The sequence below is a fragment of the Chamaesiphon sp. VAR_48_metabat_403 genome (assembly GCF_031422475.1).
Taxonomy (GTDB): domain Bacteria; phylum Cyanobacteriota; class Cyanobacteriia; order Cyanobacteriales; family Chamaesiphonaceae; genus Chamaesiphon.
This window is the reverse complement of sequence record NZ_JANPLS010000435.1, coordinates 1-26,659: the sequence shown is the minus strand read 5'-3', so window position 1 is coordinate 26,659 and position 26,659 is coordinate 1. Positions and strand designations below refer to the sequence as shown.

At 45.4% G+C, this 26,659-nt stretch carries 25 protein-coding genes and 1 pseudogene; 13 read left to right on the top strand and 13 right to left on the bottom strand.

Annotated elements, in window-relative coordinates; genetic code table 11:
* The first annotated feature begins 29 nt into the window (after nt 1–29).
* Together pruA and RMO79_RS20970 are read left to right on the top strand one after the other, a co-directional pair.
* On the top strand, nt 30–3,041 hold the full coding sequence (gene pruA / locus RMO79_RS20975; protein ID WP_310485211.1) for an L-glutamate gamma-semialdehyde dehydrogenase: 3,012 nt from the start codon (nt 30–32) through the stop codon (nt 3,039–3,041).
* Between the two features lie 136 nt (nt 3,042–3,177).
* The gene (locus RMO79_RS20970; protein ID WP_310485209.1) at nt 3,178–3,738 is read left to right on the top strand and encodes a GNAT family N-acetyltransferase; all 561 of its coding nucleotides are present in this window, start codon (nt 3,178–3,180) and stop codon (nt 3,736–3,738) included.
* 7 nt (nt 3,739–3,745) lie between these two features.
* Here the strand turns inward: RMO79_RS20970 and RMO79_RS20965 are convergent, their stop codons facing one another.
* From RMO79_RS20965 to RMO79_RS20950, 4 genes are read right to left on the bottom strand one after another with little or no spacing between them, the layout of a single operon-like run.
* A complete protein-coding gene (locus RMO79_RS20965; RefSeq protein ID WP_310485208.1) occupies nt 3,746–4,366 on the bottom strand; it encodes a metal-dependent hydrolase in 621 nt (206 codons plus the stop codon).
* A gap of 8 nt (nt 4,367–4,374) precedes the next feature.
* On the bottom strand, nt 4,375–5,478 hold the full coding sequence (locus RMO79_RS20960; protein WP_310485207.1) for a hypothetical protein: 1,104 nt from the start codon (nt 5,476–5,478) through the stop codon (nt 4,375–4,377).
* 20 nt (nt 5,479–5,498) lie between these two features.
* Nucleotides 5,499–6,812 carry a hypothetical protein gene (locus RMO79_RS20955; RefSeq protein WP_310485206.1) on the bottom strand — a complete coding sequence of 438 codons (1,314 nt, stop codon included), beginning with the start codon at nt 6,810–6,812 and terminating at the stop codon, nt 5,499–5,501.
* A complete protein-coding gene (locus RMO79_RS20950) occupies nt 6,809–8,026 on the bottom strand; it encodes a decarboxylase (RefSeq protein ID WP_310485205.1) in 1,218 nt (405 codons plus the stop codon). The genes RMO79_RS20955 and RMO79_RS20950 overlap by 4 nt, the downstream gene beginning before the upstream one ends.
* Before the next feature lie 194 nt (nt 8,027–8,220).
* Between RMO79_RS20950 and RMO79_RS20945 the strand changes: the two genes are divergently transcribed.
* From RMO79_RS20945 to RMO79_RS20935, 3 genes are all read left to right on the top strand, one after another.
* Nucleotides 8,221–8,490, top strand: coding sequence for a hypothetical protein (locus tag RMO79_RS20945; protein WP_310485204.1), 270 nt, complete (start codon nt 8,221–8,223; stop codon nt 8,488–8,490).
* 201 nt (nt 8,491–8,691) lie between these two features.
* Nucleotides 8,692–9,276: a GNAT family protein gene (locus RMO79_RS20940; protein WP_310485203.1), complete on the top strand. Its 585-nt coding sequence runs from the start codon at nt 8,692–8,694 to the stop codon at nt 9,274–9,276.
* A gap of 110 nt (nt 9,277–9,386) precedes the next feature.
* Complete coding sequence (locus RMO79_RS20935) at nt 9,387–10,166, top strand: Uma2 family endonuclease (protein ID WP_310485202.1); 780 nt, start codon at nt 9,387–9,389, stop codon at nt 10,164–10,166.
* Between the two features lie 403 nt (nt 10,167–10,569).
* Here RMO79_RS20935 and RMO79_RS20930 read toward each other — a convergent pair whose 3' ends face one another.
* The 5 genes from RMO79_RS20930 to RMO79_RS20910 all read right to left on the bottom strand — a co-directional run bounded on the left by RMO79_RS20930 (nt 10,570) and on the right by RMO79_RS20910 (nt 16,512).
* Nucleotides 10,570–12,228: an asparagine synthetase B family protein gene (locus RMO79_RS20930; protein WP_310485201.1), complete on the bottom strand. Its 1,659-nt coding sequence runs from the start codon at nt 12,226–12,228 to the stop codon at nt 10,570–10,572.
* A gap of 64 nt (nt 12,229–12,292) precedes the next feature.
* Nucleotides 12,293–13,675: a 16S rRNA (cytosine(967)-C(5))-methyltransferase gene (locus RMO79_RS20925; RefSeq protein ID WP_310485200.1), complete on the bottom strand. Its 1,383-nt coding sequence runs from the start codon at nt 13,673–13,675 to the stop codon at nt 12,293–12,295.
* 101 nt (nt 13,676–13,776) lie between these two features.
* Nucleotides 13,777–15,837: a DUF3769 domain-containing protein gene (locus RMO79_RS20920; RefSeq protein ID WP_310485199.1), complete on the bottom strand. Its 2,061-nt coding sequence runs from the start codon at nt 15,835–15,837 to the stop codon at nt 13,777–13,779.
* Between the two features lie 25 nt (nt 15,838–15,862).
* Nucleotides 15,863–15,982, bottom strand: a complete 120-nt coding sequence (locus tag RMO79_RS20915; RefSeq protein ID WP_310485210.1) for a photosystem II reaction center protein I — start codon at nt 15,980–15,982, stop codon at nt 15,863–15,865.
* A 185-nt stretch (nt 15,983–16,167) separates the two neighbouring features.
* Nucleotides 16,168–16,512 carry a hypothetical protein gene (locus tag RMO79_RS20910; RefSeq protein WP_310485198.1) on the bottom strand — a complete coding sequence of 115 codons (345 nt, stop codon included), beginning with the start codon at nt 16,510–16,512 and terminating at the stop codon, nt 16,168–16,170.
* A 177-nt stretch (nt 16,513–16,689) separates the two neighbouring features.
* Between RMO79_RS20910 and pyrE the strand changes: the two genes are divergently transcribed.
* The 3 genes from pyrE to RMO79_RS20895 all read left to right on the top strand — a co-directional run bounded on the left by pyrE (nt 16,690) and on the right by RMO79_RS20895 (nt 19,537).
* Nucleotides 16,690–17,295: an orotate phosphoribosyltransferase gene (gene pyrE / locus RMO79_RS20905; RefSeq protein WP_310485197.1), complete on the top strand. Its 606-nt coding sequence runs from the start codon at nt 16,690–16,692 to the stop codon at nt 17,293–17,295.
* Nucleotides 17,296–17,420: 125 nt separating this feature from the next.
* On the top strand, nt 17,421–17,759 hold the full coding sequence (locus RMO79_RS20900) for a DUF3592 domain-containing protein (protein WP_310485196.1): 339 nt from the start codon (nt 17,421–17,423) through the stop codon (nt 17,757–17,759).
* Nucleotides 17,760–17,767: 8 nt separating this feature from the next.
* On the top strand, nt 17,768–19,537 hold the full coding sequence (locus tag RMO79_RS20895; protein WP_310485195.1) for an asparagine synthetase B family protein: 1,770 nt from the start codon (nt 17,768–17,770) through the stop codon (nt 19,535–19,537).
* A gap of 277 nt (nt 19,538–19,814) precedes the next feature.
* Here RMO79_RS20895 and RMO79_RS20890 read toward each other — a convergent pair whose 3' ends face one another.
* Nucleotides 19,815–19,991: a hypothetical protein gene (locus tag RMO79_RS20890; RefSeq protein WP_310485194.1), complete on the bottom strand. Its 177-nt coding sequence runs from the start codon at nt 19,989–19,991 to the stop codon at nt 19,815–19,817.
* Between the two features lie 129 nt (nt 19,992–20,120).
* On the opposite strand from RMO79_RS20890, the gene RMO79_RS20885 reads away from it, so the two are divergent.
* Nucleotides 20,121–20,459 carry a hypothetical protein gene (locus RMO79_RS20885; protein ID WP_310485193.1) on the top strand — a complete coding sequence of 113 codons (339 nt, stop codon included), beginning with the start codon at nt 20,121–20,123 and terminating at the stop codon, nt 20,457–20,459.
* Between the two features lie 65 nt (nt 20,460–20,524).
* Here the strand turns inward: RMO79_RS20885 and RMO79_RS20880 are convergent, their stop codons facing one another.
* Complete coding sequence (locus RMO79_RS20880) at nt 20,525–22,084, bottom strand: photosystem II high light acclimation radical SAM protein (protein WP_310485192.1); 1,560 nt, start codon at nt 22,082–22,084, stop codon at nt 20,525–20,527.
* Nucleotides 22,085–22,434: 350 nt separating this feature from the next.
* On the opposite strand from RMO79_RS20880, the gene RMO79_RS20875 reads away from it, so the two are divergent.
* The 4 genes from RMO79_RS20875 to RMO79_RS20860 all read left to right on the top strand — a co-directional run bounded on the left by RMO79_RS20875 (nt 22,435) and on the right by RMO79_RS20860 (nt 25,482).
* Nucleotides 22,435–22,758, top strand: a complete 324-nt coding sequence (locus RMO79_RS20875; protein ID WP_310485191.1) for a DUF1830 domain-containing protein — start codon at nt 22,435–22,437, stop codon at nt 22,756–22,758.
* Nucleotides 22,759–23,063: 305 nt separating this feature from the next.
* On the top strand, nt 23,064–23,201 hold the full coding sequence (locus RMO79_RS20870; protein WP_295615014.1) for a photosystem II reaction center protein K: 138 nt from the start codon (nt 23,064–23,066) through the stop codon (nt 23,199–23,201).
* A gap of 200 nt (nt 23,202–23,401) precedes the next feature.
* A complete protein-coding gene (gene gltX, locus RMO79_RS20865) occupies nt 23,402–24,838 on the top strand; it encodes a glutamate--tRNA ligase (RefSeq protein WP_310485190.1) in 1,437 nt (478 codons plus the stop codon).
* Nucleotides 24,839–24,972: 134 nt separating this feature from the next.
* Entirely contained in the window at nt 24,973–25,482 is a 510-nt protein-coding gene (locus tag RMO79_RS20860; RefSeq protein WP_310485189.1) for a hypothetical protein, read from the top strand.
* Between the two features lie 237 nt (nt 25,483–25,719).
* Here RMO79_RS20860 and RMO79_RS20855 read toward each other — a convergent pair whose 3' ends face one another.
* Both RMO79_RS20855 and RMO79_RS20850 read right to left on the bottom strand, forming a co-directional pair.
* Nucleotides 25,720–26,379 (bottom strand): DUF1353 domain-containing protein, encoded by a 660-nt coding sequence (locus tag RMO79_RS20855; protein WP_310485188.1) that lies wholly within the window; start codon nt 26,377–26,379, stop codon nt 25,720–25,722.
* A gap of 120 nt (nt 26,380–26,499) precedes the next feature.
* Nucleotides 26,500–26,659, bottom strand: a pseudogene (locus tag RMO79_RS20850) (1,4-dihydroxy-2-naphthoyl-CoA synthase); the annotation flags it as partial.

Here is a 26,659-nt window from a genome sequence, read left to right as displayed (position 1 = left end):
GGCAACCCCATTCCCCACATAGCAACAATATGACGATCGTCAATCCCGCTCGCTCCAGTTCCGAACCGATTAGCGATCCGAATATTGAGGTGCAAACTCAAGCTATTGCCAGTCAGTTATTAGCCGCCACTACCGAAAAGCGATCTATCTTTGCCAAACTCAAAGATCGGCTCAAGTGGGATGACATGCTGCTGGGGTGGACGATGGAAAACCCTAGTTTGCGGGTACAATTATTTCGGGCGATCGATTGTTTGCCATCGCTGACGACTAAGGCGCAAATTGCCCGTCACCTTCAGGAGTATTTAAGTGATGCGGCGGTAGAATTGCCCCAGACTCTTAAAGATCTCCTGAATTTTACCGCGCCCGATTCGCTCCCCGGACATGTGGCGGCGACAACGATGACTGCGGCTGTCGAAACCCTAGCGCGTAAATACATCGCAGGCGAAAATCTCCAGCAGATGCTTAAAAGTATCGATCGACTTCGCAGCCAGTCGATGACGTTTACGATCGATGTTTTGGGCGAAGCGGTAATTACCGAAACTGAAGCTCAATCTTATCTCGATCGGTATTTGGAGTTAATCGGGCAACTTACTACCGCCGCGCGGAATTGGGGATCTACCTCCGATCTATCTCCCGTGCAGGTTTCGGTTAAATTAACAGCGTTTTATTCCCAATTCGATCCGCTCGATGTTAAAGGTTCTCAGGCGCGTGTCGGCGATCGGCTGCGTATCTTGCTCCAAAAGGCGCAGGAAGTGGGGGCGGCGGTACATTTTGACATGGAACAGTATCGTTATAAAAACGCGACGTTAGAGGTGCTTAAATCGCTGCTGCTGGAACCAGAATTTCGCGATCGCACCGATATTGGGATTACTTTGCAAGCCTATCTCCGCGATAGCTACCAGGATTTGCAAGAGTTAATCTCGTGGGCGAAAAAACGGGGCAACCCGATTACGCTCCGGCTGATTAAAGGGGCTTATTGGGATCGGGAAACGATCGTCGCGCGCCAAAATCATTGGGCGACACCAGTTTATAACCACAAATCTTCAACGGATGCCAATTTCGAGCGGATGACCGAATTATTACTCGCAAATCACGAGTATTTACATGCCGCGATCGGTAGCCATAATATCCGATCTCAGGCACATGCGATCGCCATCTCGCAAGCTTTGAATATTCCCCCGCAACAGATCGAATTTCAAGTTTTATATGGGATGGCGGATAATTTGGCGATCGCCCTAGCCCAGCAGGGGCATCGCGTCCGGGTGTATTGTCCCTATGGTGCTCTAATTCCAGGGATGGCGTACCTGATTCGGCGACTATTAGAAAATACCGCCAATACATCCTTCCTCCGTCAAAGCTTGTCGGGGCAACCGCTAGAAGGACTGTTGGCGGCTCCAGTTTGGGGCGAAGGCGACGCAGATGGGAATGAGGTGCTACCGATGCCCATGCCTGCCTCGACACCATTAGTAACCCGGATCGATCCCGCTGCGGATACAGATTACGCGATCGAGCGTTCTCGATCGGCGGCAACTGCGGCACTAAATTCAGTAAAATCGAAGTTGGGACAAACCTATCAACCGCTAATTAACGGCGAATGGGTGCAAACAACCGCCACGATTCAATCTGTAAACCCGGCTCATCCGACCGAAATCGTCGGATCGATCGGGCAAATTACGATCGACGGTGCCGAAAGTGCGATTTCTGCCGCTCAAGCCGCTTTTAAAACCTGGAAAAACACCCCCGTCGCCAACCGCGCCGCCATTCTGCGCCGTGCCGCCGACTTACTCGAAGCCCGCCGTCACGAACTCAATGCCTGGATGGTATTTGAAGCCGGAAAACCCCTACCGCAAGCTGATGTCGAAGTCTCCGAAGCCGCCGATTTTTGTCGGTATTATGCCGCAGAAATGGAACGACTCGATCGCGAAATCGTCTACGATGTAGCAGGTGAAACCGATCGCTATTTATATCGCCCCAAAGGCATCGTGCTAGTAATTTCGCCCTGGAATTTTCCCCTGGCAATTCCGACAGGCATGGCAGTAGCAGCCCTAGTTACAGGCAATTGCGTCTTACTCAAACCCGCCGCCGTTACCTCAGTAATTGCCGCCAAATTAGCCGAAATATTAGTCGATGCAGGCATCCCTAAAGGCGTATTCCAATTCGTTCCCGGTAGCGGCTCCACCGTCGGTGCCCACCTCGTCAAACACCCTCAAGTACAGGCGATCGTCTTTACTGGCTCTCAAGAAGTCGGGTGCGAAATTTACGCCAGCGCAGCCATTCTCCAACCCGGACAAAAACACCTCAAGCGCGTCATTGCCGAGATGGGTGGCAAAAATGCGATCGTCGTCGATGAAAGTGCCGATTTAGATTTAGCCGTCCAAGGCGTTGTCGATTCTGCCTTTGGTTATAGCGGTCAAAAATGCTCCGCCTGCTCCCGCGTGGTAGTACTCGCCTCCATTTACGCACCATTTATCGAGCGACTAGTAGCAGCGACAAAATCGCTAAATGTGGGCAATCCGATCGATCCCAGTACCAAAGTCGGCCCCGTCATCGATGCCGCTGCCCAGCAGCGAATTCGCGAAACGATCGATCGGGGTAAAACCATCGCCACGCTCGCTCTAGAGCTGCCTAGCCCCGACACAGGCTATTTCATCGGGCCAGTTATCTTCACCGATGTCGATCCGCAATCTCCCCTCGCTCAGGAGGAGATTTTCGGCCCCGTATTATCGGTAATGAAGGCTGAGAACTTCGATCGCGCGATCGAAATCGCCAACAACACCAACTTTGCCCTCACAGGCGGACTCTACTCGCGCACGCCTTCACATATCGATCGGGCCAAGGTAGAATTTGAAGTTGGCAACCTATATATCAATCGCACCATTACAGGCGCGATCGTCGCACGGCAACCCTTTGGCGGCTACAAACTATCTGGTGTCGGCTCCAAAGCGGGCGGCCCTGATTATCTGCTCCAATTTCTCGATCCGCGCACGGTGACTGAAAATATCCAACGTCAGGGTTTTGCCCCGATTGAAGGTATCGATTGAGAATTAGGGAATAGGGGATAGTGAATAGTGAATAGTGATTGGAGTTTTAATCTCCCCAGTATCCCAGTCTCCCAGTCTCCTAGTCCCCCCGTCTCCCAGTCTCCCCGCTCCCCGCTCCCATCTCCTAACTCCCCTTATGACAGCATTAATTGAATTTGAGACAGAGCGACTGCTGTTGCGCCAATGGAGCGCGTCAGATCGAGAGCCTTTTGCTCGACTTTGTGCCGATCCGCGCGTGATGGAATTTTACCCGAATATACTCGATCGAACAGCTAGCGATGCAATGGTCGATCGAGTTGAAGGATTAATCGGCGATCGCGGTTGGGGCTTGTGGGCTGTAGAATTAAAGGCAGATAAACAATTCATCGGCTACGTCGGTTTACACATTCCCACTTACGATTTACCCTGCTCTCCGTGTGTCGAAATTGGGTGGCGATTGGCTTGTGAATATTGGGGCAAAGGTTATGCAACCGAGGCGGCTCAAGCCGGATTAAAAGTGGGATTCGATCGACTAAATTTACCAGAAATTGTCTCTTTTACCGCAACAATCAATCGCCGCTCTCGCGCCGTCATGGAAAGATTGGGGATGAAGTTAGATGCCAAAACATTCGAGCATCCGATCGTTCCAGTCGGACACATTCTGCGCGAACACGTTCTCTATCGATTATCACAAGAACAATGGCAATCGACGCATTAATCCGAATTTAACGACTGAGAGTAGATGCCCAAATCATAAAGCAAGCTGAAACTAATAGTCCAGCCGCGATAAAAAACTTATGTTTGCCGAATAGTGTCATATCGCGGATTGCTAGTAATAAACTAATCGACAAGGGGATTAATACACCTAGTTCGATCGATAGATTGCGATAAAATAGATAATTAGTAAGTTGAATTTTACCCGCACTGGGCAAAATCCCAAATGGCAGTCTAAAAACTTCTAAATTTGGATATAATAATGGTAACGGGAAAACTCCGGTAGATAAATCTAGGATTAGATGCGACAAGCCAGCTAAAATTGCTTGCAAACTCCGCAGTTTAAAAGTTTTGCCGCGTTGTCCCGATAACCATAGTATTAAAATGGTAATAAGTGGGAAAATTAACACCCCAATTAATGAATGCGTCGTCCGAATTCGGTGTCGATCGGGTTGTAAAATTAAGGCAGGAATTAAATAATCGATATCTGGTATAGATGCGATCGTTAGCAACCATATCAGCCACGGTAAGTTCGATCTAATCGACAATCGCTCTTGACGATTTACATCTAATTCTGTAGTTGTCAAATATACCGTCAAACCTGCAAAACTATGACCGATAAATGATGACATAATTATATCTAACCAAAACTATCGACTGGATAATAAGTCCGATCTTCTGCTACTATATCGTCGTCCTCAATTACTGCTAACTCCCGACTTTCACTAATCGCGCGTTGTAAAATCCGAATCAACTTTTGCGGCGAGAAAAATTCTAATTCTAGATAGCAACCTGCATCCAACCATTCTAATTCTTTGGGGTTGAAAATACTGCGGATATCGGCGGGTAATTGTCGAGCTAATGCGGCGGATGCATCAGATTGAAGTGTGAGGAGTTTGAGATTGTCAATAATCTGGCGCGGTAATATCCCCACATCGATTATCGGGATTGCTAGATTGGGAAACCAATTTTCATCTTGACGGAGGCGAGACACAAGCTGAATACCTGTCGGAGAGCAATCGTGGAGTGCGTAAACTTCTAATTCGAGATTGCGGCGCAGCATCTCCATCGTGGTGGTAAAAATATGCTGCGGATAACCATCGATCGATAGAATAGCGCAGTTATTTTCAAAGTGGAAGTTATTACTAATTAATAGTTGAGCAATTTCAGGTTTATCGCATATTACCACGCGATCGAAACTATAAGCGGTAACTTCAGGATTTAGTACGGTAGGTAAACTATAATTTTGTGGTGTGGATAAAATCTTTTCGGGTGGATTGTTAATACTATTCCATCTGGCTAGCCACCGATCGAATTGTACTCGATCGATCGAAATCTTATCTTGTTTCTTTTTGATTATTTGTTTACTTAAATAAATAGAACCCGCGCCGATTCCTAAAAATGTGGTAATAATAGTTCCAGCAATACTGCCTTCATCTATACTTGCTACTAAACTAACAAATATCAGCAGTACGAACATGAATTCTACAGCTCCATCTCTCTTTACTGTATAAGATTGCAATCGTTTATTTAATAAATAGTAAAGCTGGCTAGGTGTAAAAAACAGTGTGCCATTGACAGATATATCGGTAATTAATTTGGCAAATAAAGCATCTGTTACTTTTGGTTTACCAACAATTATTGCTGGCTCAAAAACAAATTCATGTCTGCAATTCTTACACCTACCGAGATTATCGGTTCGATCTTTGAGTTTGTTGTCGGTATTGCAGTTAATACATTTCATAATTAGTACTCGCCTAAATTCTAACCGAAACTTTCGGCAGTATAAAAACCAGGGCTACTATCGATAATTACCATATCGCCGCCTTCAACTACTGCTAATTCCCTACTTTCATTAATCGCGCGTTGTAAAATCTGAATTAGTTTTTGAGGCGGGAAAGATTCTAATTCCAAATAGCAGCCTGCATCTAACCAAGTTAATTCATCGGGGTTGAGACTGGCTCGCAAATCTGGATCGAGTTGTTGAGCTGTTTGAGCGGATGAGCTAGATTGAGGAGTCATCACATCGGTATTATCCATAATTTGACGGGGGAGAATACCGACATCGATAATGGGGATTGCTGAATCAGGAAACCAATCTGCTGCTCTCAATCGCCGTACTAATTTAATTCCATTCGGCGAGCAATTATGCAGCGCATACACTTTGAGATCTGGGTTGCGGTGCAGCATTTCCATTGTGGTGGTAAAAATACTCTGTGGATAACCATCGATCGTGAGAATCGCACAGCTATTTTCAAAGTGGAAGTTATTACTAATTAATAGTTGCGCGATCGTTTGTCGATCGCATATTACCACGCGATCGAAACTATAAGCAGTAACTTCAGGATTTGGATCGGTGGGTACATTATTAGTCTGCGATGATGGTAAGATTTTCACAGGCTGGTTATTGATACTCGTCCATCGATCGAACCACTCATTAAATTGAGCTTGCTCGATTAAGAATTTATCGAAGATTTGACTCTGCTGGCGTTTGCAATCCCAGCTCAACCACGCCGCCGCAATTCCTAAGCCGATCGAGAAAATAATCCCGATTGGTGTTTTAATAATAATACTGACAGGTAAACCAACTAATAATAAAATTCCAGCCAAAACTTTGAGGGCGGTAATATTCGTCTGGCGGGTACGTCGATTGAGTTGGTTAGACAGTGCATTTTGCGATACCAGCCACACGATCCAAGTCGCAGCGAAACTCACGATAATTGGTGCGACGAAATTAGGCGAAAGCTTGAAAAAACCGCTCGCCCAAAAGCAGGCGAAGATGATGGGAACAGAGCTACAGCCGATTGCTGGAATTGGGTTAGCCGCAAAGCTAGCTCTAATAAAACGCGATCGCAAGCGTTTATCTAATAGATAATAAAGTTGTCTGGGTGTGAAAAATAGGGTATTGTTTGCTGAGATATCGACGATTAATTTAGCAAATAAAGGATCGGTTAATTTCATATTAGTCGGCATTGCCGTCGGCTCGAAGGCAAATGGATGGTTGCAACTTTTACACCTACCCATATTGTCAGTCCGATCTTTGAGATTATTATCGGTAGAGCAGTTAATACATTTCACGATCGATCCTCCTCAAAGATTTGATTATTTAATAACACCCGATAATCTTCTCGCCCTCTGATGAGTCGATGACTATCTTTAGCTAATAATACTTCGGCTGGGCGCGGGCGGTGGAGAAAATGCGAAGACATGGCATATCCATAAGCTCCCACATCTTGGATGGCAATAATATCGTCGATATTTAAGCGGGGAAGCTGGCAATTTCTACCTAAATAATCGCGCGAATAGGTAGTATTTCCACAAACATCGGTAGTAAATAACTCGTCGCTATTTTGCCAGCTAATTATTTCACGATAGCCCCCATGTACCGATGGTACCGATAGATTTGCCACGGTAGTATCGACACCAATCATTTGTTTTTCGCCTTGCCATTTAGTCGCCACTACCCGCGCTAATAGTACCGCAGATCCGGCGATCGCCGCACGTCCGGGTTCGATTGTCAGCGCGATCGGTCGATCGCATCGTGCTAATTTATCGCTTAATATGCGCCCGAATTCTCCCCAGTCAAACGCCACTTTTTCATGATGGTAGGGGTAGCCAAAACCCCCGCCAAAATCTAAATAAGCCAAATCGCGCAACCGTGCCGCTAAGGATAAAATCGTCTCAATGGCATCTACAAACGCCTGTGTCGCATTCGTTCCTGTACCGCGATAGAAATGCAATCCCGCGATCGTTAAACCAGCTCTACGGGCGATCTCATTGGCTCGATCGAATTCATCGGGATGTACGCCAATTCGACTCGCTCCCGTCAGCGGTGGAAAGTTCAAGCGCAATCCCAATTTAGGTTTTGGGTATTCGTCTCGACTATAAACATCGATTAATGTCTCCAGTTGACTCAAGCTATCCAAATTAATCGCATCGATGCCCCATGTTAACATTTGGCGCATCTCCACCCGATCGAGATTGCTGCCGCTGTAGACGATCCGATCTGGCATAAAACCAGCCGCCAGAGCCAAATGAATATCTCCTGGCGTGTTGGCATGAATCCCCCAGCCTTTATTTTTAAAAACTTTCAGCAGGGCGACATTACCATTAGTAACGCTAGCAAATTGAAATTTTGTCTGGGGATAGGGAATAGAATTGGTAATCAGATCGATCGTCTCTAACAATCGATCGAGCTGATAAACATACAGGGGCGAACCGTAGATATTTAGTAATTCTTTAGCAGTAGTTTGGGAGAATGGAATCACGCTCGCTACGAAGTATTTTGTCAAAAATTGGATGTAACAACCAGTCTAGCTTACAATGCATCTACCAATCGTAAGATCGGGTAAGTAAGGCTGGGATGATTATTTTTTTGGAATCTCCTTAGTTTCATGGTAAGGATTGCTCTTATTACAAATAGTTTCAAATCCGATCGACTAGTCTCTAGGTTATTTAGACTGAATTTATACCAATTCTTTGCCAGATGAACACAATAATATTACTAGTACAAAGCGGTGCGAATAGTCCAATTAATAAGTGGCTCAACGAGAACCCTCTCATCCTTGGGCTGCTTTCATTAATTATTGGGATCGCACTGGCAGGCTCCGGTATATACGAACTCCGCAATGGTGTATCGCGGGACAAAAATGGCAATGCGATCGAGGGCAGGCTTGGCAAATTTACGTCAATTCTTCGGATCGCGATCGGTACAGCAGCATGTGTGTTTGGCGCACACAAAGCGATCTCTGGATAACAATTCTTCACTTTTATTGTCTAGAACCAAGGAATATGGCGATCGACACCAATCTAGATCGCCATATTTCGACTGCTACCAGCGGAAATCGGACTGATTTCTGGTGACAATTTCGATCGGAATAAAAACCCAAATTCTTCTCCCAGAAGCCGGGGATGTAGCAACGCAAAAACCACCGCAGCCAAATAGCAAGATTAAATAATGCTCGAACCAGCTATTTCACTAGATTTCACGATTGAGACAGTTAGGTGTCGATTGCGCCGTTCTGCGATCGAGGATTTGCCCGCGATCTTTGAAGCTACAACTTCACCAGGATTTCATGCTGGAATGGATTCAGAAGCACCCATCCAGCTCGAAGATTTGTACGAGCCATTGCAAGAGAATTTGCTAGCTTGGCAGGAGGGCAAACTCTATAGTTTTACGATCGCCGATCGTGATTCAGATAATCTATTAGGACGGATCGGTATCAATCGAAACAAGCGGGAAGGAATTTGGAATCTGGGATTTTGGACGCATCCTGCTTACCAAGGCAAAGGTTATATGACTGAATCGGTAATCGCGATAATATCATTTGGCTTCGATCGATTAGATGCCGTTCAAATCGAAGCAAGTTATGTACTCTGGAATAAAAGTAGCAAGCGGGTGTTGGAAAAGGCTGGGATGAGATTTGTCGGCTATATTCCTCACGCATTCTGCAAAAGAGGCAGGTGGATAGAAGCAAATAAAATGCGAATTATTAAGCAAGAGTGGCTCGATCTCGATCGATCTTCGGGGTTGACTAGGTAGTGGAGTAGTCGCGATCGATTTAGACAATTTTTAATGACAACTTCCCAGTGGATAAGATAGAATAAATTTACTAGATCGTAGCTAAATCCGATCGTTAATGTGGCGTAACTATGACGAATGTATCGGCAGCCCCCATTACTTTACCAGACCATACTCAGCTACCCGAATCTGACGGTACGTTTGTGAAAAACTTTCAAGAACATCCCCAAAGTATTTTACTGACGGACTCGATCGGATCGACTCTACAACAAATCCACCCCGACGGACAATACGCGATCGGGCAAGATTCCGGTATTTACTGGCGGTTAACCGAGCCACCAGAGCGGGGTGCAGAAGCCCCCGATTGGTTTTACGTTCCCAACGTACCACCCACTTTAGATGGTCAACTGCGCCGTTCTTACGTCCTCTGGCAAGAAATTGTTTCCCCCCTAATCGTCTTGGAATTTGTCTCCGGTAACGGGCAAGAGGAACGAGATAACACGCCCTACGTGGGTAAGTTCTGGGTGTACGAGCAAGCAATTCGCGTACCTTTCTACGGTATTTATGAGCCAAATCGAGCCAGTCTAGCAGTTTATCATCTGCTGGAAGGGCGTTATCATTTACTCGTTCCCAACGAGCGGGGACATTACGGAATTCCGCCCTTGGGGATAGAATTGGGCATCTGGGAAGGGAATTATCAAAATACTTTTTTCCCTTGGCTGCGCTGGTGGGATAGTCAGGGCAATTTACTCCCGACAGGTACGGAAAGAGCCGATAGAGAGAGTCAACGCGCCCAGCAAGAGAGTCAACGAGCGGAGCGGGAGAGTCAACGCGCCGAGATTGCCGAGCAGGAAAACGATCGATTACGCGCTAGGCTGCAAGCACTAGGCATCGATCCTGACGCGATCTAAGGTTTGTCGATCGAGGGTACGAAGTGGGTACCCTAAGATCTTTGCTTTGACTAAGCTGTCGAACATTTAAACCACATACTAGATTTCTTGAAAGCGGGGAGCGGGGAGCGAAAAGTGCGTTCTTGGGGTTTCCCCAAGTAAAGCACCTTTTCAAGAGAGCGGGGCGAAGACAAGTAAATTAAATGACTAACAGCTTAGTCTTTATGTAACCCTAGTTGCCACCTAAAACCTCAGCGGTTAGAAACCGCTGCTCATGTTGCAAAGTCCGCCTACGCGGACTGAAATGTTAGTCCGCGTAGGCGGACTTTGCAACACTAGCCACGATTTTAATCGTAGGCGTTCTTAGGTAGCAACTTAGGTTATGTAATGGTGCAAGATGTGAGTCTACCAAAGGTTAGCGATTTCAATCGCGATCGAAATAAGCCTGAATTTTACTCCAGACTGGTTGTGGCAACCAAAATGGATGATTCCAGCTTAAATTAGTCGGTTCTGTCAATATATTAATGCGCCATCGCTCCCACATCATAATTAACCACAAAATCTCACCAATCCGCCGACCTTGAATCGAGCCGCTAAATTTACCTCTGACTAATTGAGTCGCGATATCTGCTTGCCAGTATCCCGCCTGTGCTAAAACTTGAGGATTCAACCAAGTGCCCAAATCTCTCCACAATTCCTGAAATAGCCATGCCGTCAGCGGTACGCCCATACCGCGTTTCGTTCGCCAGACAATTTCTGACGGTAATAGATCTGCGACTGCCCGTTTGAGGATATATTTTTCGCAGGCACCCTGAAGCTGGAGCGTGCCAGCTACGCCAAAAGTCCACTCGGCTAGGGGTAAATCGCAAAAAATCGATCGCACCTTCAAACCATGCCACCGCGCCAAATTAGTCGCACGCGGGTGAATATTTTGGGCACCTTTAAGCATTAACGACGCTCGGCGCAAGCGGTGGAGTAATTCGGGTGTCAGGGTAGAATCTAGAGCATCACTAATCCAATCGGCAGGATCGAGATCCTGAATTTGTGCGAGGATGTGTGGTTGAAATGACTGACGCTCGTAACCGTAGAGCCGATGAAAAGTCTGAAGATAGGGCTGAATAAAATCGGTACTTCCCCCATAAATACTCGCCGCAATCAGCGGTTTATTCGTCCATCCCGCAAATAATTGATCGCCACCTTCCCCATTAAAAATTACTGCTACATCCTGGCTAGCAGCTTGACAGAGTAAATATAAAGGCACCGTCACGCCATCCCCATAGGGTAAGTCTAAAGCGCGACTGGTAGCATCGATCGATTTCCTGACTAATTTAGGGTTTACAGGCACTTTTACCAGTGGAATCTGGAGATGGTGAGCTACCTGCTCGGCGTAGGGATACTCCGAAATTCCCGCATCCCCAAAATCGAGCGTATAAGCCCGAACTTTAACCCCATTTTGAACTAATAACGCCGCCGCGATCGAAGAATCCAATCCGCCCGATAACAACACGCCCACGGGTGCATCTGGTAAATCCTCAATTTGACGGTGGATAGCAGCTTGCAATAACTCTTGCAGTTGTTTGACAGCAACCGTTTCATCGGTTATCTGTTCCCGTGCCTGCTGCCATTGCGCTGGAGCGGTTGCGCCGATGGTAACTGGATTAGTGCGATCTAAATCCCCCGACACCCAACGTAATTCCGTCCCCGCAGGTACCGCCTGAATCCCCCGCACGGGGGTTAAAGGTGTCGGTACGTAAGAAAAGCAACTATAGCCATAAAACCCGCCTAAATCGATTGCTGAGGGGGAGGCGAGCGGTAACAATAACTGTAAATGCGAAGCAAACCAAATCGTGCCATCTCGCTCCATCCAGTATAAAGGCGTGCGTCCGAATGGTTCTCGCCCCAGCACTAAATCTGTATCCTGCAAGCGCACCCAACAGTCTAATGCCAACCCCGATGCCGAAATTCCTACAGGTGTCGCACCGAGCGGCTGGATCGGCGCAGAGAGTAAACTAGCAAGAATGCTCGATCGATCTTCATCACCCCAATAACCAACTAATTGCCCAGCTAAAATCGCAATTTTCACATTACTACACCCCAGCGATCGACTATTATCATCTTAATTAATTAAGTCTGCTAGGCGATTTTACTCAACTGCGGCGGAGTTTGACGATAAAAAATCCATCCATTTCTAGGCGATGCGGCCAAACTTTAATCCAGCCAGCATCGCTAGCTAATTCAGCCAATGGCGAATCGATAGGTGGTGGTTCGATCTGCCAGTCTGGATGAGTTTTTAAAAACGGTAAAATCACATCCTCATTTTCGATCGCACATACGGTACAAGTAGCATATACCAGCACGCCGCCCGGTTTTACCCAAGTGGCAGTATTCGCCAGTAACTTGGCTTGTAATTGAGCTAAATCGTAAATTTGGGCGGGTGTTTTTTGCCATCTGGCATCAGCACGACGGTGGAGGGTACCCAATCCCGAACAAGGTGCATCTAATAATACCCGATCGGCGGTATTAATTAATTCGCTCAAACCACAACTATCGCCAGTTAAAATCTCCACGCTATCGAGTTGCAATCTGACTAAATTTTGCTGCATTTTTTTCAGTCGCGAAGCTGTTTTATCGATCGCTAAAACTCGTCCGGTATTACCCATTAATTCGGCAATATGTGTTGTCTTACCACCCGGTGCCGCACAAGCATCAATAATTACTTCACCTGGCTGCGGATCGAGAATTTGGGTGACAAGTTGGGCACTACTATCTTGAATCGTCCACCACCCATCCTGATAGCCAGGGAGTTGACTAATCGCCCCGACATTTTCGACAAATCTCAATCCTTGAGATAGATATGGAATCGGGATCGACTCGATGCCAGCAGTCTGAAAAATCTCGATTAATTTATCGCGTTGCTGTTGCAGTTTTACTAGTTGTGGTGTTGTCGATGGCAAATCTACCTCAATTTTGAGGCTATTTACCCGCACATCGATCTTCGGCGATCGATTGAAAGCTTGGCATAATAGTTCGGTTTCCTCTGCACCCAATTCAGCGATCCACTGCTCGATTAACCAGTCAGGAAAGCTGTACAAAACACCCAGCCTTGCAATCTGGTCTTCTGGTAAATTTAGTACCTCTGCGCCCTCATTTTGCAGGCGAATATATTGACGCAAAATTCCATTGGCTACGCCAGCTAAACCAGCTAAATCGTTAGCTTTAGCTAAGTCTACAGTCGTATTGACAGCCGCAGAATCGGGGATGCGATCGAGGTAGCGCAGTTGATACAATCCCAGCCGTAATAATTGGCGTAAGTTCGGCGGTTGACGATGTGCAGGTTGGCTGGCTAATCGATCGATTATTGCATCTAAGGTGCGTTTGCGCCGAACGATGCCATTGACTAATTCGGTAAATAAATTGCGATCGATCGCCGATAATTCAAATTTAGCCAACAATCGATCGGTAACGATATCTACAAAGCTACCAGTCTCGATATCTTTAAGTGCGAATAATACTAATTGACGAGGATTCATAGAGATGGGGGGACTGGGAGACTGGGGGACTGGGGGACTGGGGGACAAAGGAGCATAGATTTTTAATCCAAAATACTCCTTACTTCTTACTCCCCGCTCTCCTAAAACTGCGGCGTAATTCCATCCCAATTAAAATCATTGAGTCTAAAACCGATCGAACCGATGCTGAGGACTGGATTGTAGCGGATCACAAAATTATAAGTACGGCGACTATATTCTAAATAATAATCGGTACTAATTTGTTGACCGGAATCTAGATTGAGTGAAGATTGAATTCCCACTCGAAATGGGCCGCTAATTTGTTGATTTATCCCGGCAGATATAATTCGATTATCGACGATGCGATCGAATAGAAATGGCGATTCTTTGCCGCGAAACTGTTGGAAGTAGTTAATATTAAATCCGGTATAATCAAAGCTTTGTTTGGAGAAGTTACCAAACTGTCCTTGAAGGCCAACATTATAGCCGACGATCGGTTGACTATCACCATTACTATAACTAGTAAATGTGCTGCGAATTCCAGTGTTGAGCTGGATATACGGGACGACAGGAACGGGACTATAATTATAAGTTTCTTTTTCACCGGGCGGTAAACTTTTACCTTCCCAAAGTCGAAAACTTTTAGTAAGATTTGCTGAGGCTTGATAGCGACTGAGGGTGGTAAGATCGATCGATTTATTGGCAGAAATTAGATTCTGGCGATCGGTATTAGCGGTAATTGCTTGTGCGCCGACTTGATAATCAAAATTGACACCTGTATTGCCGATCGGAATTACCGATGAAGTTAATACGCCGCCGATACTCGATTGGACATCTTGAAAACCCAGCGAACCATTAAAAATTCGATCGCGATACACAGCTTCGCCTGTGAGCGAATGGGGGACGCTGACTAAATTGAGATTTTGTCTGACGGTAGCTTTACCACGAAAGTTATTACCGAGTTGGTTAAAACTCAATCCGGCGATCGATGCCGAAGCCAGCACGGTGGTATCGGGGCTGAGATTTCCTTCGAGATTTGTTTTGACACCAAAGACAGAACCATCAAAAAAATTCAAATTTGTAACTGCTTTCTGGATGAAATATTGAGGTGTAATCGTGACTCTAAATCTCGAATCAAATACGGGGTAAAAGCTATTTTCAACATATACACCCCCGCGTTCTTGACCGTCAAAACCAATATTAAACGGATTGGGGCTTTTACCTAATTTATTAATTAATAAGCGACTTTGAGGGATGGGGATATCGAAGTTATTTTCGATCGTAATGCGGGGATTGCTGGTAACGATCTCATCTTCTTCACTATTGAGCGTTTTAAACTGCGCTCTGTCGGCTTTAACTTGTAATTCTGGCGGTGAAAACGGATCGTTAGTAATTCTGACTTTTTCCGCCGTCACCTGCTCGCCGAGAAAATCTACTTTATCCGCCTGGAACCGGAGGCGACTAATCTTACCGCTGGGTTTGAGCGTGGGTTGATAGTCGATATTGCGCTCGTCGCCGACAACTACGCCCGTCGAGCTGGTACTCTGAATATTGGTAACTGGTTGGTCGTTGAGCAATCGTTCGCTCAACAGCGGTTCGACAGATGGCAGATCGCCTGCGGGGACATTAGTTCGCGCTCTTTGAACTAAATTTAGATCGCTAACTAATGTCGGCTGATAAATATCTCCCCGCGCTTCAAGGATACTCCCGCGATCGTCTTCAAAGTTATACTCAAATTGCGTCCCATACAAAATCTGCTTGCCCCGAATTAGCGAAACATTACCTTCGGCGACGGCGATTTTGGTTTTGAGATTGACGCGCAAGCGATCGGCTTGCAGTAAAGCTCTATTGAAGCGTACCACTACCTTGCCGTTAGCTGTAATTATCTGGGTCTCATTATTAAATTCTTGCTGCTCGGCATTGAGTTCGATCGTGCCGTTAGGTGCGTTAATATTCGTCGTGGGCGGTGCTTGCGGATCGGTTTGGACGATTTTGTACGTCAAGGGTGCCGATCGACGGTCTGCGGCGATATTTACCGGGCTGGGGATGGGTGCAGCGTGCGCCGGACGTAGAGAAATGTCGATCGAATAGTAGACCAATATTAATAGTAAATACCGAGCGACTTTCCAGGTTCGCCAAGCTACCTGCCGATCTGACTTTTTCCCCACGCTGTGATTCTTCATGCTTTAACAATCGATCTGAACTATATTATTCAGACAGATCGCGGTTGTTTGGGTTCCGGGAAGGGTCGTTAGAAAGGAATCCAAAGATAAATACGAGTAGAAATACTGCAACTACAATATTTACTACGATTTTTAGGGTGAGCATCGATCCGGTATCTCCAGGTGAATTGACATCAATCCCTATCATAGCTGAAGACCAGCATCTTGAGGTAGATGGGAGATGGGAGTTCGGAGATCGGAGCGGGGGAACGGGGGACTGGGATCGTGGATGGATTTTTAATCCAAAATCCAAAATCTCCCATCTCCGAACTCCCCGCTCCCCGCTTTTTACTAATTTTTAAGACCAGGTTGGCGGGGGTTAGTTAGGATCGAACTGTTAAAAGGATTGGGTAAATCGGCAGTGCGAATTGGCTCGCTAGTGCGTTGACGAATCCCTTCTTGATAAACTCTATTTACCGAACGAGCATCGCCGACAGCTTCTAGATCGGGATAGCTCAAGCCGAGTAATAGTGTAGCTTGACGATCGATCCCGGTATTGCGAAAGAAATCGCCCGATTCGTTAAACATCGCACGGCTCATTTCATCGGCAATTGAATCTGCTTTGGCTTGGGGTGCCAAACAGCCAGCCGCAGCTACTGTTAATGCCAGACAACAGATCGTTTTTAATTTCATCATGGTTAAACCTCTATATCACTTGTTTACGTTATTCAACTGGGTGGTGGCAAGATCGGGAACATTCGATCTTTTTTTAGTAGCGGCTATGTGGAAGCATAGCTTCAGATGTGCCAAATCGAGATATGCGATCGGGACTGGGATAAGATTTAATATCCAAGCATCTCTACTATCTAAATTATGCACTCACCTGTTGGCAATATTCCCTATCCGACGATCGATCTAACTATTTTGCGCCAACATTTACTAGATTTACTTTGTCGGTTGGCTTATAAGGAGGGCGATTTTACCCTTTCTTCGGGTCAAAAAAGTACTTATTACATCAATGGCAAGCAAGTTACGCTCCACCCCGAAGGAGCTGTCGCTACCGCACGGCTGTTACTGGCTATGCTTCCAGCCGATACGGATGCGGTTGCAGGTTTAACTCTCGGTGCAGATCCGATCGTGTCTTCGGTGAGTGTGGTATCTGTCTATGAAGGTAAATCTATTCCGGCTTTAATTATTCGCAAGGAAGCTAAAGGGCACGGTACCCAGGCTTATATTGAGGGTGCTACGCTCGAACCAGGTGCGAAGGTAGTGGTACTGGAAGATGTGGTAACGACCGGACAATCGGCAATGAAGGCGGTAGAAAGACTCCGCGCTGCGGGTTATACTGTCGATCGAGTGCTAACTTTGGTCGATCGCGAACAGGGTGGAGCTGAGTTTTATGCCAGTCAGGGGTTACACTTTGAGACGGTATTTACTATTAAAGATTTACAAGCTCGGTATCGGGAATTAGGGCTTTAGGCATAGTGCCAATATAAGTCGATCGAAATTTGTGGATTGCCCCTCCACAAATAATTTTGAGAAATAGAATCAAGGCTGGATGAGGCTGACGGAATAATGACGATCGAGAACATCTATGTATTGATATGCTACTCGGAAATCTGATTATTATCTTACTAATCTGCGCTGGATTTGCTTTTACTGCGTGGTTGTTCTTGAAGGGTAACTATCATAAGCGACTACTACGTCGGGAAGGACGGTTAATTTTAGCAACTGTTACTGAGGTTCGCGACGATCGAGCGGATATGGAAACTGTTGTTACCTATGAATTCGCCGATTCAAATACTGGTAGAACATATTCTCGCACGAGTGTCTTACAACGTCATGTTTCGATCCCAATTGAAGGTGAAAAAATTGAGGTAATTTACTCCCCCCGCAAACCAAGTATATCCAGGTTAAAGAATGAGGTGGAATATACCTTATAAGGAGTTAAATGATATTCGGACAGAATAAGAAGCAACCAGCCGCATTACCTTCCCTTCGCTGGTTGGTTTCCTGGGGCGAAACAGGCGGGATGACATCATGGCTTCCTCATCCAATTCCGTCCGATCTCGTCCACTGTAAACCGCCTACTTGGCTCGAACAACTCGAAATTAAATCGGCATGGTGTCGAGATAATTTTGGCATTCATCAAGCTATAAATGGCTGCTGGGCACTGAGTCCTAGTGGTAGATTTATGCTGGTGGGGGATGTGTGGTTGAGTAACCGCCAGGAATTACTAGCAAAATTGGATCTCGTGCGAGATCTCTCAGATATCGAACTCCTCGCTAGATGCTGGGATAAATGGCACTTTGATGCCCCAAATCTGCTCCAGGGGATGTTTGGGCTGGTAGTGTGCGATTTAGAACTAGAGCAAATTGCGATCGTCCGCGATCCTATCGGCGCGAGTACGGTTTATCACACCACGGGCAAAACTTGGTGGATTGCGCCTCAACTTAGCAGTTTAAATCCCTATCGATCGAATCAGCTCGATCCGATCGCCCTGCGCGATTATCTGACTTGTTCGTTCGTGCCTGGAGAGCGGACGATGTGGCAGGATGTGAAGGAAATTCGCCCAGGAACCATCCTCAAATTGCCTGGAGGGCAAATCGTACCTTACTGGCAGTTACAAGAGCGGGTAATCGATTTGGAGTCGCTAGAGTGGCATGGCGATAAGTTGCGATCGCAATTAGAACTAGTGATGCGGGAATATTTACCCAAGCAAGAACCAGTTGGGGTATTTTTATCGGGTGGTTTAGATTCTAGTTGCATCACCGCTTTAGCCGCACAGCTCCACGATGCGCCCATCCATACTTATTCAATTCACTTTGGTGCGGAATGTGCCAACGAATTAGAGTTTTCTAGTCTCGTTGCCAACCACTGTCAGACTAACCATCACATCTTAGAAATTAGCTTTCAAGATATGTGGGATAAGTTGCCAGCAACGATGGCATATTTAGACGATCCGATCGGCGATCCGCTGACGGTTCCCAATTTATTAATCGGTAGATTGGCTCGTAATGATGTCTCGATTACGCTCAATGGGGAAGGTGGCGATCCGTGTTTTGGTGGGCCTAAAAATCAGCCGATGCTCATCGATAGTTTGTATAGTGGGGGTACTAATTACGACCCCTTACAAGCTTATTTAATCTCGTTTCAAAAATGTGCCGCAGATTTGCCCCAATTGCTCAAGCCAGAAGTTTTACAGCAACTCCAACAACCGTGGATTTTTGAAGCAGATTTAAATTCAGAGCTGAGTTTTCTCAATCGGTTGATGGCACTAAATATTAAATATAAAGGTGCCGACCAAATTCTCACTAAAGTCAATAATCTCACGCAAGCAGCCGGATTGCAAGGTCGATCGCCATTATTCGATCGGCGGATTGTCGATCTGAGTATGACGATTCCCCCCGAATATAAACTTTCTGGCGTTAAGGAAAAAGCCGTATTAAAACAAGCAGTCGCAGATCTATTACCAGCAACAATTATCGATCGACCTAAAAGTGGCATGATGGTGCCAGTACAGCTTGGATTTCGTAAATATTGGCAACGCCAAGCAAGTAAAATATTACTCAATCGGCGCGCGCTAATCGCACCATATATCGATCGCCATCTTATTAAAGAATGGTTAAGTTTTCGCGGCGATGTCTGGGGTAGATACGGCGTGAAACTATGGTTGCTGGTTAGTTTAGAATTATGGCTACAGGCAAACGATCGGGAATAGTGAATAGTGAATAGTGAATTTAGACGCAAGCGTCCCTTTCTCCCCATCTCCCTAACATCTCAGAGGGTGTCTGAAAAGTCTTATTGGCTTCGATCGTAGATCTAAATCCCCATTTTTAAGCTACCGTGTATACACAAGTCGGCTGGGCTTCGTTTATAGATCCAAATCCCCCAACCCCCTTTTTAAGGGGGCTTTAAAGTCCCCCTTGAAAAGGGGGATTTAGGGGGATTTAGATCTACGCTTTTCAGACACCCTCTCAATATCGAGCTGATAAGTTCTATCGCTTGCGTGCTTTCCAAGTACCGCCATAAACATAATCGGGATTGTCGCGATCGAGCAGTTGCCAGCATTTATCGCAAGCAAATTGCCAATCACCAGATTTATCTACTCGAATTCGATATAAAATCTCAGATGGAAGTTGACATCGATCGCATGTTTTCGTCCGAATTCTCATCAACTTTACTACAATCCTAATCGATCCCAAAAATTGGGTTCTTGTCGTGCCAGCTACGTGCTGCAAATGTCGGGAATTGCGGCATCATAGTTTGTATCTAAAATATCATCGCCTTAATTCAACAAAAGTATGCCAATTTGTGCTAAGTGTCGTCAAGGATTTGATGCCGAGCAGAGAAACTGTCCAAACTGTGGAACTATTGCATCTTCTGGCTATTTTAATAACTACCCTCAGATGAGTAAGTTTTGGGTAGGACAAGGAATTTTATTGCTCCTGGGATTTGTCAGTACGATAATGTTGGGTTCACCCGATCCATTCAAGATCGCACTGTGGATTTCATACATTTGGACTATATTTTGGGCGTATATAGATGCAGAAACACGCGGCAAACCTGGATGTGCGGTTGCTCTGCTCATTATAGTGCTATCGTGGATCGGGCTACTGATTTGGGTTGTGTTTCGACCCTAACTGCATCGATCTCAATTACAGTTTCGATCGATGATTAGTGGTTGAATGGTTTCTCTAAGCATAATCTAAACCTTAGCTAGCTGCTTTACCTCCACAGGTGCGGTTAATGCTTCTTCTAAGTCTGATTTACCCAATCTTGCTTCGAGAATATTCATCACTTCTCGTCCGAAATCATTAGGGTTGTCGCGGAAGGCTTGGAGACAAACTTCACCGAAAAATGAGCCTAGTGGTTCGGGATTCCAGAGTAGTTTTTTGGCAACCCAAGGCATGTGACTCATGGGGTTATAACCGGGCTTAATTATATCATTTTTAAAGGCATATTCTTCTAGATGAGTGTGTGGCTGTAAGCCAATAAAGAAGATTGCTGGTTCGACTTTATCCGCCCCAAAAATCTTCTCCATTTCGCGATGATAGGCGATAGTTTGGCGGATTGTTTTATGGGTTTCATCGATGACGTTAAATGAGTAATTAATCGATACCATATCTTCAAATCCTGCCGCCTTGAGATCGCGACAGTTTTGTAAGACAGTACGAAGATTATAGCCCATCCGCATCTTCCGGACTAATTCCTGAGAACCGCTAGTAATGCCGATCTCAAAATAATTCATCCCTGTTTTAACCATCAATTCACACAGTTCGGGCGTGACATTATCGGCGCGAATATAAGCCGCCCATTTAATATCCTCCATCCCACTATCGACGATCTTTTGTAATAGCTCGATCGCATCATCTATATACCGTCGGGCGGGAATAAATTGAGCGTCTGTAAACCAGAAATTCCGAATCCCGCGATCGTACAGTTGACGCATTTCAGCAACGACTTCATCGGCTGGATTAATTCGTACCTGTTTGCCTTCAATTACGGTATAAACACAGTAACAACAGTTATGGGGACAACCGCGTTTTGTCTGCACCCCAACATAAAAATCGCGGTCTTGGAGGTAATAGCTAAATTCCGGCCAAATTGTCTCGATATAATTATAATTACATGCCGTCTTTTCGATCGGAGCTGGTGGTTCGTGGACTAATCCTTTCCGAGGTGCTTCGCCAACAATATAGCAGCGTTCGTGGGTGAGATCTTCAGCTTTAATTAACTTCTCTAATAAGGCTTCACCCTCGCCGATCGACACGATCGCGCCTTTTGGTAAACTCTTAGATAGCTGCTCGTAGAAGACGCTCACAGCCCCCCCTCCGACGACTAATCGAGTTGTAGGGTTATATTGCTTCGCTCGTTTGAATCCGCGCTTAATTAGAGACATATTCCGCCACAGTTCGGTATAGTGACTGGCGAGCATTCGCGCACCACCCATTGCACCGCGCAGCTTTTTAAGTGGGTTGCGATCGTAGAATACCTCAAAAGAGTTCTGGAGCGGATTTCCCCCGCGTCCGCCTACTGGCGCGTAGATTTGGATATCTCGCCACGAGTACACCAATAAGTCGGGCTGAAATTGGTCGATCGCGGTATCGAGTGCTTTACCATAATCTAATGGCGGTACCGTTCCCATGTCAAATATTCTTTGCTCGACAGCCGGAAACTGTTTGTGAACGTGGTCTGATAAATATACCACCCCGATCGGGAAAATAGGATTACAAGGAAGGCGACAGTAAAGAATTTTGGCGGTCATATTTTTGGGAGTAAGAAGTAGGGGTTTGGATGTAGTTCGAGCTATATGGTGTTTTTATAGGGTGCAGATGGCGATTGAGGCGGTTGCTGTGCTTGCTGCCAAAAATCGTAATCCTGTCTTGCTGTTGGTAAATTTATTAATGCCTTTAATATAACTTTACACAAAAATTAAGTGGAAAGGTAGCCGCTTAATGAAGATTGGCACGGCAGTTGTGGGTATTCTTACCTGTAGGCTATGTGGGCGATCCCCAGCAAGTACGAAAAGTAGTAAACTTTACAGCTTCTCTCTAAATAGGGGTGATACCGTAAAAGAGTCGATCTTTCTCTGGACACCAGGTGAAATAGATAATTATGTCTCACATTCTCGACCCGTTACCGCAAGACAATGCTAATGAAGAGATTTGTTGCTGCTATGTAAATAACACCAGCCAGATCCAAGTTGCCCGCATTACCAACGTTCACAATTGGTACTTCGAGCGGGTGGTATTTCCCGGACAGCGATTAATCTTTGAATCGCCTAGCTATGGCTATTTAGAAATTCATACTGGCATGATGGCTAGTTCTATTTTATCTGATAAAATACCCTGCCAACAACTGGTCGTCATGGGAGAAGACGAACCCCACCCGTTCGCGATTCCGACTGTGGCTGGCGATTTACAATACGCTCATCAATAATTGACTTAGCAAAGGTAACATCACTCGTTCATTTAAGTGACTAAGTGCATCAATTTTATGACCATTTTTACGATCGCACATCGATCGTCGCGCTTGAATTTATGCCAAGCCTGACGATCGATCCACCGATTTAATGCTTATCTTACTCGATCGGGTTGTCGTTTGCCGATCGTTGGCACAGCCTCTGCTGGACGCGAGAATCGCAGCCCCATCTAGTTACCGATCGTCCTACTCTCCTCGACCCCACACATGGTAAAATATTTGGTAACTTTAATAACCGTGTTGGAAACAAGGATTAACAAAATATGGACGCAGCACTCCTAATTGCCAAATTGCCAGAAGCATACGCCATCTTCGATCCATTAGTAGATGTTCTGCCAATCATCCCAGTATTATTCTTAGCTTTAGCCTTTGTTTGGCAAGCTGCTGTAGGTTTCCGCTAAATCGATTATCCACAGGAGAAGTTACGCAGACGAGCGTTTATGAGCGCATTTCGATCGTTGAGTAATACTCACTAACTACAGACCAACTGAAAACAGTTGCAAAAGTAAGACATCCTGGTATTTGGGATGTCTGTTTTTGTTTTGCCCTCCGCAAACAGAACCATTTACAATCAAAGATGTACCGATCAAGATAATTAGCCGTGACAGTCAGAGTTCGCATCGCTCCTAGCCCAACTGGTAACTTACATATTGGTACTGCTCGTACCGCCGTCTTTAATTGGTTATTCGCGCACCGCTACGGCGGGACATTTATCCTGCGCGTCGAAGATACCGACACCGAACGTTCTAAACCTGAATACACCCAAAATATCCTCGATGGGATGCAGTGGTTGGGCTTAAATTGGGATGAAGGGCCATTATTCCAATCTCAACGCCTAGATTTATATCGTCAGTCGATTCAGGCTTTATTAGATAACGGTAGTGCTTATCGCTGCTACACTACTCCCGCAGAACTCGACGAGTTGCGCGCCGCTCAGGAAGCCAACCATCAAGCACCGCGCTACGATAACCGCCACCGCCATCTTACCCTAGAGCAAGAAGCTGCATTTATCGCTGAAGGTCGTCGCCCGGTAATTAGATTTAAGATAGAAGACGATCGCGAAATTAGCTGGATAGATTTAGTTCGCGATACTGTCACCTGGAAAGGTATCGACTTGGGTGGAGATATGGTAATTTCTCGCGCCGCTGACGAACACGAACTCGGACAACCGCTCTATAATTTAGCCGTAGTCGTCGATGATATCGACATGAAAATTACCCACGTCATTCGGGGTGAGGATCATATTGCCAATACTGCCAAACAAATCTTGTTGTATGAAGGCTTAGGCGTGAAGGTGCCCGAATTTGCCCATACACCCCTAATCTTGAGTGCTGAAGGCAAGAAACTTTCTAAACGCGATGGCGTAACTTCGATCGACGATTTTAAGAAAATGGGCTATGTCGCTCCAGCATTAGTCAATTATATGACGCTGTTAGGTTGGTCGTCTCCCGATGCCGAAGAGTTATTTACCCTCGATGTAGCAGCTCAACAATTTGATTTCGATCGAGTCAACAAAGCTGGGGGTAAATTTGATTGGGATAAACTCAACTGGATTAACAGCCAGTATATCCACGCTATGACCGCCGAGCAATTATTACCCGAATTAATTCCCTATTGGCAAGCCGCAGGGTTTAAATTCGATCCCGTAACAGATCGATCGTGGTTGCTCCAGCTTACCAGCTTAATTGGTGCCAGTCTCGCCCGGTTGGATGAATGCGTCGAAATTAGTCGGACATTTTTCACCGATACCGTCACGCTCAATGAAGAAGCCACCGCCAAAGTCACTCAGCCAGGTGCCAAAGAAGTGCTAACTAGTCTCGCAACAGCCATCAAAGCCAAGCCCGAATTGGTCGAGAGCGAAGTCCAAGAGCTAATCAAACAGGTCACAAAAGAGCAAAACGTCAAAAAAGGTCTGGTGATGCAAAGCCTCCGTGCTGCCCTCACAGGCGAAGTTCACGGCCCCGACTTGATTCAGTCTGTGTTACTCTTACACCAACATCAATTAGCAGTACCGCGCCTCGATCGAATTTTGGGGTAAAAGCAATGGGGTAATGGGATTAATTGAGTACCCATTACCCTGAGATCGTTCGAGACATATAGCTCATCTTGGTAAGTAATGGGTAAGTTAAGATTGGATGTATCCATTCACTAAACACCTCGATCGAGCCTACTATGATTGTTAAATATTTATCAACAGCTACATTACTGATCTGTGGATTACTGGTTAGAGCCGATATCAGCCAAGCACAGACTACGACTAATTCCACTTCAACTGTTACCGATACTGGCGGATTTCAGAACTCAGTCATCCAAGCTAATCCTCAAAATACCAATAGTCAAAATGGGCAAAGCAATAGCCAAAGTATTATTTATCCTAGCATTCCCCTCAGTCCAGTCATTCAAAATCCGGTTAACACCGAAAACGACTTTGGCCTAAATTTAGGTGCGGCTCTAAATACGATCGATGGTAGAAATACGACTATTTATTTAGGGATTACCTTTCAGCCAGGGCGCACCGACGATCATAACGCGCGGATGGCAAAATTGAAATCGGAAACCCAATTACTCGAATCGCAAAGACAAACTACTCTAACTCAACTAGAATTACTTAAAAAACAAGTTGCCGAGCAAGAACTAAGATTACAAAGAATCCGATCGACAACCCCAACCCCAACTAAGTAATTAGCTTTTTATAATTTATGAATGGGTGGATATTTTAAAGTTATACTGCTAATTTTAAAATATCCAGGTTACGCTGCGGCGACAAAGATTGTTTATATTATTTATCTTAGCATTCTTATCAGTCCCATTATTCAAAACCCAATCGATACCGAAAATGACTTTGGGTTGAATTTAAGTGCCGCGATATCGAGCGAAAGTTTAAGCTAATTCTCGATCGTCAACATTTTTGTTTTTTATTTATAAGTGATTGGGATGATAATTACGAATATCATCTAGTGAAAGCTTCTTCTCCTGAATATCTAACATAAGTTGTGTAAAATCCGATTCCTGAAGATTTTTTTCAGGAGGAGTTATATCAAAAGATACACAAGAATATGGATTATCGTGCTGGTCATTAGGCATTAGATTCGTAGCTTCTTTATTCATAGAAACTTGGCTTCCTAGTGCAACAAATCTAGACTGAATTTCACTAAACCTAACTTCTACTCTTGATTCGGGAACTAGTTCGGTAATTTTAACAGGCCAGCTCGGCCCGAAGTGATACACCGCCCCATACATTACAAGTGCTTGGATGATATCAACGTCAGATGCTCGCATTGCATTATGGAAAGCTTCATGAACTTCTGCCGAAGGACGAAGCTTTTGGTCACAAGCAACATCATGAATAATAGAAGCATCTCGATACTTCCCTGTAAATGGTGACCCAATAATAGACCAAAGTAACTGTGGAATTGATGCCCCATCAATTATTGAATCAACAGGTGCCACCCATTCTACTTCTTTTGAATCGATATAAGTAAAAGATTGCAACAATTGCATCCTTCGTCCATCACTAAGCCATTTAGTTTCAACAGTGCCAACAAATCTACCAAAGGACTCAGGAGTATTCTGTTCCATAAAAATATTTCTATAATTTATCTAAAGATAACTAAGCGCATCAACTATCGCTCGGATTAATTGTAATAATTTAATCAATTATCATAGCTGAACTGTATCTAAAAACTTTACCCACAGAATCTATGGCAACCAAGGATATTGACGGAAATTGGGCTGGCGTTTCTCTAGAAAGGCTTGCTTGCCCTCGGCACCTTCTTCGGTCATGTAATAGAGTAAAGTTGCATTACCCGCTAATTCCTGCAAGCCAGCTTGTCCGTCGCAGTCGGCATTGAGAGCGGCT